Source organism: Gracilibacillus salinarum (assembly GCF_022919575.1).
In the GTDB taxonomy this organism is placed as follows: domain Bacteria; phylum Bacillota; class Bacilli; order Bacillales; family Amphibacillaceae; genus Gracilibacillus; species Gracilibacillus salinarum.
Window position 1 is genome coordinate 3248734 of sequence record NZ_CP095071.1, and the last position, 12527, is coordinate 3261260.

Sequence of the window (12527 nt, forward strand, 5' to 3'; positions counted from 1 at the left end):
CCAAATAAATGGTTATATTTTTTAAGAAAACCTGTATAATCTAGGTTAACTGTAACAATAGATTGGGGGAAGACGGACATGAATATTGATGATTTTCAACAATGGGTTAAAAACTATTACGAAGAGCGCGGCTGGTCAGAGTTAGATATTTTTATCCGAATAGGATTTTTAGCGGAGGAAACGGGAGAAGTGGCACGGGCGATAAGAGCACTTGAAATTGGCAGAGACAGACCAGATGAAGTGGCCGGTTCATTAGATGAACAGAAACAAGAGCTTACAGAGGAATTGGGTGATGTACTCGGGAATCTTATTGTAATAGCGAACAAATACGATATTTCCCTGGAAAGTATTCTTCAGTCCCACCGTAAAAAACTAAATAGTCGTTATACTGACTCAAATTAAGCAGTTTCAGAAGGGGATACAAACTGATGAAGAAATGTTTAATGATGGATTTGGACGATACTTTATGTGATTACCAGCAGGCTAAGCACAATGCTAAGAGAAAAATAGAGCAATATGTAAGTGCCAGAGAGATAAATGCCGAACGTTTTTGGGATCGATACGAGAAGATAGAACCTGAATTATTCAATCAATTCACGAGAAAAAAGATAACTATTGCAGAATATAGATTCAGAAGGTTTGCTGAAGCACTAGATTCGCCTACAGCGGAATTTGTCACTACTTTAAATAAGATTTATATGGATGAAGCCAATCAAAATATAGAGCTTTTCCCTGATGCGAAGCTTTTTCTCGAGAAATTGTCAGAGTCAGATTTTGAGTTGGCATTACTTACCAATGGTCCTGCTGACGGCCAGCGTAAAAAGATCGCCTCACTGGGGCTTGAAAAATATATAAAGCATTTTTATATCAGCTCTGAAACAGGATTTTCTAAGCCCGATAAGAAAGCGTTCTGCCACGTATTAGATGCATTACATGTGGTGGAATCTCAAGCATGGATGATTGGAGACTCTATTAAATACGATATGGAAGGTGCGAAAGCGTCCGGAATGAGAGGAATTTTAGTTGACCGGTATCATCGCTATACAGGTCGTGATTGGGTGAAAGTCGGCTCATTGACTGAATTGCTAGGAACTAAGCGGCATTTTATAGAGTAATAACTATAAAATGGTGATAATGGTAGAGGTAGTGATTGAAAATATGGTAATCTAATAAGAAATATTAATCGATTAACGAAAGAGGTGCACCTGTATGTCGAAAAATGAACGGAACCCTACTGTGGATATGTATCTGGAAAAGGAATCAAAATGGAAGGAAGAATTCGTGAAGCTTCGTGAGATTGTACTTGATTGTGAGCTGACAGAGGACTTTAAGTGGAAACATCCCTGCTATACACTAAATAATAAAAATGTTGTCCTGATTCATGGGTTTAAAGATTATTGTGCATTGCTGTTTCACAAGGGGGCATTGTTAAAGGATCCGCATAACATGCTGATACAACAAACGGAAAACGTACAAGCAGCCCGCCAGTTGCGGTTTACTAATCTGGAAGAAATAGTCGACAATGCTGAGTTCGTGAAGGAATATATCTTGCAAGCTATTGAAGTGGAAAAGGCCGGGTTGGAAGTGGAATTGAAAAAGCACGAAGAATACAATACCCCGAAGAACTCCAGCAGAAATTCGATGAACTTCCTGAATTACAAACTGCTTTTGAAAAATTAACTCCCGGAAGACAACGCGCATATATTTTTCATTTCTCTAAAGCAAAACGATCCGCGACGAGAGCATCCAGAATCGAAAAAAGCATAAAACCGATTATGGAAGGAAAAGGGCTGAATGATTAGCTGCAGATAACCAGGAGGGGATAGGATGATTCGAAAGCTAAACGCTAATGATCATGATTCAGTCATGGCGCTTATTGGACATAAGCCTGCGGAAAATTTGTTCATTATTGGCGATATTGAGGCTTATGGGTATGACGCAGATATCCAAGAGCTTTGGGGACAATTCGAAAACGAAAAACTGATAGCGATTTTGTTACGCTACGAACAGAATTATATACCGTTTAGCGAGCAAGCGTATGATGTTCAAGGTTTTGCAGAAATTATCAATAATGCTGGTGGCCGATTAGAAATAAGTGGATTAAAGTACATAATAGAACCGTTAAAACCATTGATAAAAAGAGAGGTTAAGAAACTTCATGAGACCTATTATGCTAAATGTAGTGCCATAAGTTATGAAGTCGAGCAGGAACGTTTGCTTCAGGTCAGTTATTTACAGGCCTCCGAATATAAAGACAACGTTGATATGTTACGTTCAATTCCTGAATTTGAAGGTGGCTACTTTAGTGTGGAAGCGAGGAAGCGTGAAGCGGAAGATAAAACAGGAAGAACGTATATCGTACGAAACGAGCAAGGTACAATGGTTGCCTCTGCATCTTCTACAGCAGAGAATTCGCAATCTGCGATGATTGTTGGTGTGGGAACAAGACCAGCATATGAACGGCAGGGATATGCAACATTATGTATGGAAAAGCTGTGCAGCGAACTGTTAGCAGAAGGCAAATCACTTTGTCTGTTTTACGACAATCCGGCAGCGGGAAATATTTATAAGCGGATGGGATTTGAGGATATTGGGTTTTGGACGATGATTCGATATGAGTAATACCAATTTAGTATAAAAAGTTGGAGAGAGTACACCTATATATACCCTCTCCTTTTACTTTGATTAAGAAATAATTTAAAGGTGGTGCCTAGATTGGAAATACTGTTAAGCCTTGTATTTCTGTTTCTAATTAGTTATTACAACTATAAGTTAATCCAAGTCTTGCGGAAAATGAAGAAACAAATAATCCTGCCAACAACCAGTGAAGAGTTGATATCTTTAAGAAGACACCCTCAGCAGACAGTGGATTTTCCCAGCTATTCTACACAAAAAACAGCACTGTTCATGTATGCTTTTATTCTGCTGTTATTAAGTATTATATTCATTTATGACTTACTTTCAAACGAGTTTCAGTCTGTTTATTTAGTATTAATTCCAGCTTACATCTATTCACAGCAGCTCTTCAATCTATTTGCTGTTGTTGATGATGGCATAATCAGTGGCAGTCGATTTATTCCTTGGGATAAAATGAAATCCTTTCAGCTTATTCCGATCGATATCAACCATAAATACTATGGCTTCGAAAAAGAAGTGAATCACAATGGCTTTGAGCTAAAAATAAAAACTGGTATTAGCTCGATAAGCTGTATTATTACTTCAAAAGAGATGAAGACAAAGTTGGTGCAAATTCTAAATAAGAAAATTCATAATGAATCGAGTAGTCTGAAATGGAGCAACGAGTAAACGATTTGATGGATTACTAACTTCAAATACTTGAAATTATTAACAAAAGGCACTATAATATATCTATATTGTATAACAAGATACTAAATATCTTGTTATTTTATTTAGCAGGTATCATGCAATGCAAGGTAGGTGAGGGAATGTCTGTAAGGAGTCAATTATTAAAAGGAATATTAGAGGGGTGTATTTTAGCTATTATCTCCAAAGAATCTGTATATGGTTATGAATTAGCAATGAAATTACAAGGGCAGGGGATAGACGTAAGTGAAGGTTCTATTTATCCAATTTTATTACGGTTGCAAAAAGATAAGTTAATTCAAGGGGAAATGAGGAAATCCCCCAGTGGTCCTAATCGCAAATACTATACCCTGACTGCCAAAGGATACGAATCATTAGCAAGCTTTAAAAAGAATTGGAACAGTCTTAAGGTGCCGGTAGATCAATTATTAACAGAAGAGGAGGAAGTAGAATGAATAGTAACATTCTAATAGCTGAAAATAACGAAAAACGAAAATTGCTAGATGATGACAATAAGAAATTGTACGAGGATATGCTCCTGTACATTCGTTTATCATATGGAAAATCACAGCAAGAATCAGAAGAAATTTTAATGGAATTGTTAGACCATTTATTAATTCTGCAACGAGAAGGTAAAGATACTGCGGAGCTGTTTGGAGAGGATCCGAAACGGTATGCTGATCAAATTATTGAAGAATTACCAAAAACATTGACTAAAAAAAGAATGATGTTAATTTTTATGGGTCTGTTTTATTTTCTTGGTGTCAGTACTTTTTTTAATGGATTCTTTCACTCCATTTTGTATTATGGATTTGGGAAATTAGAAGGAAGCGAAACCTATTACTTAGGTACATTAACCGTAATTTCGCTCGTTTCTATCGGTATCGTTTTTGTCGTCGTTTATTATGTTATCCGTTATTTAAAATGGGTCTGTTTTAAACGTATAAATAAAGTAGTGGACTTCGGTCTGACCGCTGTTTTGTTTGGTATTATCCCCTTCAGTACTTTCCTTGCTTTGTTTTATTTGGTGCCAGACATGGGGACAACGATCACAGTGCCCGTATACAGTTTGATGATTATCGGTGGTATCTTTTTTGCTTTAGGTACGCTTTTGTTTAAGAAGAGCTGAGTACTAACCTCGAGCAAGGCTTCTTCTACACACCGTTAATCTATTATCTCTGTCCATATTTTCCAGGCGCTCCGCTTCTAAGATTAAGAAATAAAAGGGTAGGTTCTTATAATACGGATTATGTGAAGTGAAATTTCAGATATGATATTTTTGATATGTTTTGAGTGCGTAGCAATGCTTTGGAAATATGCTCTGCGTGCTGTGGGGGCGGGTTCAGCTTCCTCGGAAAGATAATATCTTTCCTGCGCTCTAGTGAAGTGCTACAACGTTAGAAATAGCTAAAAGCAGCAGTGCTATGCATAAGGTAATTTAAGAATGAAACTGCAACAAATGGGACATGAGGATAAAAAATCAAAATGTTAACTCATGTCTCCTTTGTAGATCTAACCCATAGGTATTATAGGTAGTTGTATTCATACTTTCGTTAGTTAGGACCGGGCACTGTTTAGCCGATTTTTCTTATTTGTAACTGAAAATCATGAAAATGGGCTGTCTATCTAATTAAGAATACTTATAACGTAACCCGAATATGGCGACAATGTAATAGGTAGTATCATTTGTCATCCGGGGAGTGCTAAATCGTGAACAAAATCTCAAATATTCAATTATTTGCACTGATCGTAGCGTTTGAGGTTGGCAGTACAACATTGTTTGCTGTAGGTATCGGCGCAAAACAAGATGCGTGGTTAGTCATCCTGATAGCTTATGCTATTAGTTTTCTTTTGGTATGGGTCTATACAGAATTTCCAAAATACTATGCGTTTGAAAATTTTTCTGAAATATTAAATGACGTCCTAGGTAACATAATGGCCAAGCCGTTATTGCTTCTATTTGGTTTATATTTCTTTAATCAGGCAAATCATAATTTTTATGAGTTCGGAGCACTTATCAAACTGACAGCACTTCCTAAAACGCCGATTATAGTAATATTTTATTTATATATATTCGTCATTATGTATATTTTATGTTTAGGTGTAGAGGTGTTTGTGAGAACAGTTGAAATTCTATTTCCTTATTTACTATTGTTTTTAATTATGGTCTTTGTATTTAATTTGTTTTCGGCAGAATTCGATTTTTCGAATGTAGAACCAATATTAGGTGAAGGGATACAGCCAGTATTAAAAGAATTGCCGATTGTTGTTGCTTTTCCATTCGGAGAAATGGTTGTATTTCTAATGTTGTGGCATTTGATTGAAAAAAAAGAAAAAATCCGGAAAACAACGTATATAGCTGTAGCAACTTCAACCATCTTATTATTAACATCAACAATTGTAATCATTTGTATATTGGGCGCAGATCTAGCAAAAGTTACGCAAATTCCTTTATTAGAAACTTTATTATCCATAAAAGTAGCAATGATTATAACAAACCTGGACAGTATCGGCGTTTTTATCTTGTTTATCGGAGGGTTTTACAAAACGGCTACGCATTTTTTAGCATACTCCCTTGCTATAACCTGGCTGTTTAAGAAGAAGAATCCAAAACTTGTAATTATCATTAGTGGTTTGATATTTCCGATATATACCAGAATTCACTTTAATAGTCTGGATGATCAAAGGTGGAAAGGAATGGAAGGGGGAGGATATGTTATTTTGATTTATGCAGTACTTCCACTCCTCATCTTACTCATTGCTGTACTGAAGAAAAAAATATTGCAACGAAAGGGTGAGAATTAATGTTTGATTTTTCTGTATTAAGAGCCGATCCTTTATTAGCTATAATAGCTATAGGTGGTGGGATTTATTTTTTTATTTTGTTGTTAGTGATTATTTTTTACTTCATTCGATTCTTAATAAAAAAATAGGTCAGTTATTCCTTTGCTTCCAATGAACCTTGAAGTAAACCTGTATTTTTTATATCCACAGTGAGATTTACTTCATATGGAATGTTTGAAAACGTATCTGGCCAGTTATCCTTCACTGTATTCCAAACTTTTGGGTCTGTTTTATATAGTGTTTCGCCAAAGCCAAAAATGTCGGTTTGGAAATCTTTTTGCGCTTTGTCAATTAAAGCATGGACTTGGTTTGTTAAAAACTCCTCAGATTTTTTTTCCACTTTTTTTAAATATTCATGGTATTGTTTTCTGCTTTTAAAGTTGTAGGATAATTGATCTCCTGATATCTCTACAATGTGACGAATCGTGATATCAAAGGATTCTAGACGGTCATTATTAAGACTTGGTTTGATTTTCGAACGGCTATCATTCATCAGTAATGTAACATATTCAGCATTATCTTCATTATGCAGTGGTATCGAAATGGCTCCTCTCGTTTTAATTTCATCGTCTGCTTGGATCCAATTATATACTGCAGTTTCTCCTTCATTGATAAAGCCTATTAAAGCATCTTTCTTAAAGACCGCTCCACCCTCAAGAACTGTCTTTTCCCCTAACTTCTCATCTTTTTCCGTAAAGATTGATCCAACTACAGGATTGGTACCTGCCTGAAGTGCTTCCTTAAAAAAACTAAGCAACGTGGTACTTATGGCATAATAATTAGAAGTATGGAACTGGCCGTTTAGAAAATTTGCCGGAACACGTGAAATACCGTGCTCTCTATTCTCTAGTATCGATCTAGCTTCTTGTTCTTTCGTTATAGCAAGCCAGGCATGAGATCGAATTTCCTTTCTGCGATGAAAGGTTTCGACAATAGGAAGTAATCCTTCTTCTGCTACTTTGTCACTAATAATAACTAATTTATTGTGATCGTAAAAACCATTACGGTCAATGACACGATTAGCCTTTCGCATTAGCTGTGCTAAATTTTCGCCAGTTACGGAGACCATTAAAAAAGGCTCGTCGGGTGTCGGGGTTTGGGTGCTCTGTGCAGCAGGTCGTAAAAATTGTAAGGTAAGAATATATTCTTTATTATTATCAGCTTTATCAATAGCAATAGCACCGACAATTCCAATATCTGTTAATTCTTGTCGATCCCAACATCCCACTAACAAGAAAAGTGCTAATAATATGATAGTTTTTTTCAAAATTGTCAGTCCTTCTTGTTGATTTTAGGAGGTATGAGTTTCCAAGCAGATTATTGTCGTTTAGACCTTTTCCAAGTTATAGTTCGAGGTCTGAATTTTAAAGACCTTAATGGCATCCTGATAAAGGAGTCTTTCCATTCGCTGAAAAATATTGGTCCAAACGGTGCCAAAAAAGGAGAACCAAATGAACGTAATGAACATAGATGACCAATAACCACAAGGAGTCCCATTAATAAACCATAAAAACCTAGTGTTCCTGCTAGTACAAGTAGAAAGAATCTAATAATGATAATCGCATCGTTTATAGCGGAAACAACAAACCCGGTGATAGCTGTAAGTGCTACAACAATAACCATTGGGGCGCTTATAAGTCCTGCCTGAACCGTCGCTTCGCCAATTACCAATGCACCGACAATGCTGATAGCTGAACCGATTGGCCGAGGCATTCGCACCCCTGCTTCTCTTAATATTTCAAATATAACAATCATCATAATCGCTTCTAAGAAGACGGGGAATGGAACCTTTTCCTCAGCAGCGGCCATTGTTACAAGTAAAAAAGCAGGTACCATTTCATGATGGTAGGTGGCAATGGCAACAAAGAATGCCGGTGTAATTAAGGTTAAAAAAAATGCCCCAAGTCTAAATAAACGCATGACCGACACTAGAAAAGGGCGTGAATAATAGTCTTCGGGAACCTGAAATACTTCAATCAGTAAATGAGGAACAGTTAAAACGAAAGGTGTTCCATTACAAAATATTGCAACTCGGCCTTCTAATATTTTTCCAGCAACTTTATCTGATTTCTCACTATTTCCAATTGTGGGGAAAATAGAGTATGGATGATCTTCAATAAATTGCTCGATATATCCAGATTCCAATATAGTGTCTGTATCAATTTCGTTTAATCTTTTTTTTACTTCTTCTACTACCTTAGGATTAGCAATTCCTGAAATATATCCGATTCTGATCTTTGTTTGCGTTTGTTTCCCTATTGTCATTTCTTCAAAGGTTAAATTAGGATTATTTATTTTTCTTCTGATTAATGAAGTATTAACATTTAATACTTCATTAAATCCTTCTCTAGATCCCCTTACTGTTGATTCAGTATCAGGTTCTTCAACTTTTCTTGCTGCAAAACCTTCTGTTGAAATTAGTAGAGCAGCATTTTCTCCATTGATGAATAAGGCAGTTTTTCCTGATAATATACCACTGATTGCATTGTCGAGACTCGCAACTTCTGTCACGCTTGTTGAGGTTAGGATTTGATTTTTGATGTGCGGATAGATCGCATCAGATGTCATTTGATCTATTCTTTCTGATGAACTGGCACTCAATAAAGGTTCTAAAATAAAAGAATTAATGTCATCTTTATTAACTAACCCTTCTGTATAACAAATCAAACAATGAATTGGGTTCTGATCACCGATAGCAAACTCTCGGTATTTAATATCTATACTGTTAAATAACAGTTTATTTAATTCTGCTTTATTCTCATTTGTTTTGTTTTTGATAGGAGAACCATTTTTATTTTGATTATTTCTATTAGAAGCGTCATTTCTTTTTTGACGAAAAGCTTGGCGAACTCTATTTAGCATTCATAATACCCCGTTTACAAAACTTTTTATTTTAGAGTTTGTAAAAATGACAATAACATACACCAAAGATAATAATTTCATTCGCAATTTCACTAAATAAGCATTTTAATTAATATCAATTTTATCCTTGACGTTTTTTTGAATTGCCTATATACTACAAAGCGTAATGATTACGATTTAAAAAAGGGAGTCTTTATGATGAATGTTAGTTTTTCGAAGGGGCTAGCGCTATTTTTGCTTAGTTCAATACTACTTATTGCGGGTTGTCAATCTTCTGAAGGATCGGAGGATGAGGCTGCCGCAAGTGAAACGACAGTTGCAACGGATGCGGAGAGTTCTTCTGACACACAAGAAGATACAACTGAAAATGCGGAGGAAGAGGATCATAATCATGATCATGAACATAGTCATGCGGGTGACGAAGAAACGGAAGAAATTTATAATGGCTATTTTGAAGACAGTCAAGTCGAGGATCGTTCGCTTTCAGATTGGGAAGGGGATTGGCAGTCTGTCTATCCTTATCTAGAAGATGGTACACTGGATGAGGTATTCACCTATAAAGCAGAGCATGAGGGTGGTAAGACTGCTGAGGAATATAAGGAGTATTATAAGACAGGTTACCAAACGGATGTTGAACGTATTGTAATTCAAGGAAATAATGTAACATTCTATAGAGATGGTGAAGAACTTACTGGAGAGTATCTGTATGATGACTATGAAATTCTAAATTATGAAGCAGGCAACAGAGGAGTTCGATATGTTTTTAAAATAAAAGAGGCAGCGGATGGACTTCCTTCCTATATACAATTTAGCGATCACAGTATATATCCGACAGAAGCTGGCCACTACCATTTATATATGGGAGACGACCGGGAAGCTTTATTCGATGAATTAAGTAACTGGCCTACATACTATCCTTCAGAGATGGATGGACACGATATTGCTCATGAAATGATGGCACATTAAAGAGGGTACATTCAAAACCATGATATAATAGTTCTACTTTATTAATGAAATATTTTTTTAAACAATAGATCGTAATCATTACTATTTACGCGGAGTTGTTTGATAGTCTTGGATAATTAGAAGAAAAGGAGCGTGCGTTGAATGGCGAAGAAGTCTAAAGTTGTAACAAGCGCCAGGAAATGGTGGAGCGATATGAAGCTTTAAGAAAAGAATTAACAGCAAAAGGTGATGATGAAGCACTTCATAAATTGCCGTGGGATCTTCACCGATCCGCTTAAACAATCGTAGTACCAGGTCAGGGGATGTTCCAAATGACACGTATTGCTTTAAGAGAGTTTGCCCATAAAGGGACAACTGCTTTTAGTTAAGAAATTCAGCTGGTAATGCAAGGTTATTGCGTTATTAAGGTAATAATTGATAGTTGAATGGAGGAAGGGTAAGGATGAGAATTTACAGTAGAATAACTATTTTATTAAGTCTGATTGCATTGTTGTTTTTAGCGGCATGTGGCTCAGACCAAACATCAGAAGACAGTAATCAAAGTAGTAAGAGTACGAATGACAGTGAAGAAAGTACAGATAAATTACAGCTGTTCACCACACTATACCCATTGGCATATTTTGCAGAACAAATTGGTGGTGAGCATGTCCATGTAGAATCCATCTTACCATTAGGAGCAGATGCCCATACATATGAGCCCACTTCTAAAACAATGGTAGATATTGCTGCTGCAGATGCGTTTATTTATAGTGGTCCTAATATGGAATCGTACGGTGAAAGTATTGAGGAAGCAATTCAAGATGAAGAGGTAAAGGTACTGAAAGCTGCAAATAATATTACATTATTAGACCATTCTCATGATCATAGTGAAGAGGCACATTCCCATGAACATGAGGGAGAAGACCATACGCACAGTGAAGAGACAGAAGGAGAAGAAGGTCATGAGCACAGCCACAGCCATGGAGATAAAGATCCTCATGTTTGGTTAGATCCGATACGTTCTATTGACCTGGCGGAGAATATTAAAAATATGTTAGTCGAATTAAAACCAAGTGCGGAAGATGAATTTGAAGCTAATTTTAGTGAGTTACAAACGCGTCTTGAGGATTTAGATAAGACTTTTCATGAGCAACTAGAAAATGCTGCAAGAAGTGAAATCCTTGTAACACATGCAGCATATGGCTATTGGGAAGAGGCTTATGGAATTGAACAAATAGCTATTTCTGGCTTATCTCCATCTAATGAACCTTCACAGAAAAAATTGGAAGAAATCATTGAAATAGTAGGTGATCATAATATTCACTATTTGCTATTTGAACAAAATGTAGAACCAAAAATAGCTAACATCATTCAAAAGGAAACCAATGTCGATTCGTTAAATATTCATAATCTGTCGGTGTTAACAGAAGAAGATGTGGAGAATGATGAAGATTACTTTACCTTAATGCAAAGAAACCTCGATACGCTTCTCACTGCATTAGCAGAATGAGTCAGTTAGGGCAAGAAAATGGGCGAAGATAAAAAGCTGTCCATAAAGGAGTTCTTTACAATATCACCCAAATAACTTTTGCAAGACAATGCAACAAAATAGGCTTTTTTCATACAATGTGTTGGGGTGAGAATATGCCAAGAGTAAAATACAAAAGCTCGGATATTGATCTGATGGCAAGAATGATGAGGGCAGAAGCCGAGGGTGAAGGAAAACAAGGTATGCTGTATGTCGGAAATGTCATTGTGAACCGTGCTGTTGCAGATTGTTTAGATTTCAAGGATGTTAGAACCATTCCACAAGTTATTTATCAAGTGCAAGGTGGCAACTATTCTTTTGAAGCGGTGCAGAAGGGGAATTTATTTTATAACAGGGCAAGAGAAGTGGAAAAAAGGTTAGCGAAGAGAAATTTGGATTTCTGGCGTGAGCATCCAGGTAAATATTCGCTATGGTATTTCAATCCATATGCTCCGTGTCCTCCGACATGGTATGGTCAGCCATTTGCGGGACAATTTAAAAATCATTGTTATTATGAGCCGGCAGCCGGAACATGTGATAGTGTTTATTAGTAACTATATTTTTTTTCATAAGACACATTTCTGCAAAGAACCGGATTCCTTTCCAAAGGATCCGGTTCTTTGTTGCTATAATTACAATCATTTTAACAAAACTTTTATTATAAATAGCTTTATGTTCTATGTTAATCAGTATGACAAAACAGTAGCGAAACAGTTAATCTTCGTGAAAAATAGATACATAAATACTAAAATAAGCCTATATTACATTTTAATATATAATATTAATTGGGAAATATGTGTGGAGTATAAATCATATCAATATTTTTGCGACTAGATAGAACCTTTTTATTTGCGACAATAATCTTAAATAACATAGGTAAAAAGTTCTGCTAAAAGATATCGTAAATTTTTACTAACAAAATTCGATGTCATCTATCATTTTTCGCAATAAACAGGTATAATAGGACTAGCTATGAATCTTAGTTAAAGTTTTCCAATTTGAGATTCGCAGATCGCTTTGATAA

At 36.1% G+C, this 12527-nt stretch carries 12 protein-coding genes and 2 pseudogenes; 12 read left to right on the plus strand and 2 right to left on the minus strand.

All coding sequences use genetic code 11. The annotated features are described in order from the left end of the window. Window positions 1–78: 78 nt before the first annotated feature. The 8 genes and pseudogenes from MUN87_RS15225 (at window position 79) to MUN87_RS15260 (ending at window position 6129) form a co-directional block, all read left to right on the plus strand. On the plus strand, window positions 79–402 hold the full coding sequence (locus MUN87_RS15225) for a MazG nucleotide pyrophosphohydrolase domain-containing protein (RefSeq protein WP_244741399.1): 324 nt from the start codon (window positions 79–81) through the stop codon (window positions 400–402). A 26-nt stretch (window positions 403–428) separates the two neighbouring features. Beyond that, a complete protein-coding gene (locus tag MUN87_RS15230; RefSeq protein ID WP_244741400.1) occupies window positions 429–1115 on the plus strand; it encodes an HAD family hydrolase in 687 nt (228 codons plus the stop codon). Window positions 1116–1209: 94 nt separating this feature from the next. Continuing rightward, window positions 1210–1802 (plus strand): annotated as a pseudogene (locus MUN87_RS15235) (YdeI/OmpD-associated family protein). Between the two features lie 25 nt (window positions 1803–1827). Continuing rightward, window positions 1828–2622: a GNAT family N-acetyltransferase gene (locus MUN87_RS15240; protein ID WP_244741402.1), complete on the plus strand. Its 795-nt coding sequence runs from the start codon at window positions 1828–1830 to the stop codon at window positions 2620–2622. 93 nt (window positions 2623–2715) lie between these two features. Beyond that, a complete protein-coding gene (locus MUN87_RS15245) occupies window positions 2716–3306 on the plus strand; it encodes a DUF5673 domain-containing protein (protein ID WP_244741404.1) in 591 nt (196 codons plus the stop codon). Window positions 3307–3446: 140 nt separating this feature from the next. Continuing rightward, window positions 3447–3779, plus strand: a complete 333-nt coding sequence (locus MUN87_RS15250; protein WP_244741405.1) for a PadR family transcriptional regulator — start codon at window positions 3447–3449, stop codon at window positions 3777–3779. Next, entirely contained in the window at window positions 3776–4453 is a 678-nt protein-coding gene (locus tag MUN87_RS15255) for a DUF1129 family protein (RefSeq protein WP_244741407.1), read from the plus strand. Before MUN87_RS15250 ends, MUN87_RS15255 begins: the two co-directional genes overlap by 4 nt. 581 nt (window positions 4454–5034) lie before the next feature. Continuing rightward, window positions 5035–6129, plus strand: coding sequence for a GerAB/ArcD/ProY family transporter (locus MUN87_RS15260; RefSeq protein WP_244741409.1), 1095 nt, complete (start codon window positions 5035–5037; stop codon window positions 6127–6129). 133 nt (window positions 6130–6262) lie between these two features. Here the strand turns inward: MUN87_RS15260 and MUN87_RS15265 are convergent, their stop codons facing one another. Further along, window positions 6263–7435, minus strand: coding sequence for a Ger(x)C family spore germination protein (locus tag MUN87_RS15265; RefSeq protein ID WP_244741411.1), 1173 nt, complete (start codon window positions 7433–7435; stop codon window positions 6263–6265). Between the two features lie 50 nt (window positions 7436–7485). After that, window positions 7486–9030 (minus strand): spore germination protein, encoded by a 1545-nt coding sequence (locus MUN87_RS15270; protein WP_244741413.1) that lies wholly within the window; start codon window positions 9028–9030, stop codon window positions 7486–7488. A gap of 198 nt (window positions 9031–9228) precedes the next feature. Here MUN87_RS15270 and MUN87_RS15275 point away from each other — a divergent pair, with 198 nt between their 5' ends. The 4 genes and pseudogenes from MUN87_RS15275 (at window position 9229) to MUN87_RS15290 (ending at window position 12054) form a co-directional block, all read left to right on the plus strand. Then, window positions 9229–9996, plus strand: a complete 768-nt coding sequence (locus MUN87_RS15275) for a ZinT family metal-binding protein (protein WP_244747977.1) — start codon at window positions 9229–9231, stop codon at window positions 9994–9996. Between the two features lie 179 nt (window positions 9997–10175). Continuing rightward, window positions 10176–10380: pseudogene (locus MUN87_RS15280) on the plus strand (uS14 family ribosomal protein). Window positions 10381–10438: 58 nt separating this feature from the next. After that, window positions 10439–11485 carry a metal ABC transporter solute-binding protein, Zn/Mn family gene (locus MUN87_RS15285; RefSeq protein WP_244741415.1) on the plus strand — a complete coding sequence of 349 codons (1047 nt, stop codon included), beginning with the start codon at window positions 10439–10441 and terminating at the stop codon, window positions 11483–11485. A gap of 134 nt (window positions 11486–11619) precedes the next feature. Then, the gene (locus MUN87_RS15290; protein ID WP_244741417.1) at window positions 11620–12054 is read left to right on the plus strand and encodes a cell wall hydrolase; all 435 of its coding nucleotides are present in this window, start codon (window positions 11620–11622) and stop codon (window positions 12052–12054) included. Window positions 12055–12527: the final 473 nt, after the last annotated feature.

What these genes read in the sequence shown, in the direction of transcription:
- MUN87_RS15225 (WP_244741399.1), top strand. Translation starts at nt 79, where the DNA reads ATGAATATTGATGATTTTCAACAATGGGTTAAAAACTATTACGAAGAG.
- MUN87_RS15230 (WP_244741400.1), top strand. Translation starts at nt 429, where the DNA reads ATGAAGAAATGTTTAATGATGGATTTGGACGATACTTTATGTGATTAC.
- MUN87_RS15240 (WP_244741402.1), top strand. Translation starts at nt 1,828, where the DNA reads ATGATTCGAAAGCTAAACGCTAATGATCATGATTCAGTCATGGCGCTT.
- MUN87_RS15250 (WP_244741405.1), top strand. Translation starts at nt 3,447, where the DNA reads ATGTCTGTAAGGAGTCAATTATTAAAAGGAATATTAGAGGGGTGTATT.
- MUN87_RS15255 (WP_244741407.1), top strand. Translation starts at nt 3,776, where the DNA reads ATGAATAGTAACATTCTAATAGCTGAAAATAACGAAAAACGAAAATTG.
- MUN87_RS15270 (WP_244741413.1), bottom strand. Translation starts at nt 9,030, where the DNA reads ATGCTAAATAGAGTTCGCCAAGCTTTTCGTCAAAAAAGAAATGACGCT.
- MUN87_RS15275 (WP_244747977.1), top strand. Translation starts at nt 9,229, where the DNA reads ATGAATGTTAGTTTTTCGAAGGGGCTAGCGCTATTTTTGCTTAGTTCA.
- MUN87_RS15285 (WP_244741415.1), top strand. Translation starts at nt 10,439, where the DNA reads ATGAGAATTTACAGTAGAATAACTATTTTATTAAGTCTGATTGCATTG.
- MUN87_RS15290 (WP_244741417.1), top strand. Translation starts at nt 11,620, where the DNA reads ATGCCAAGAGTAAAATACAAAAGCTCGGATATTGATCTGATGGCAAGA.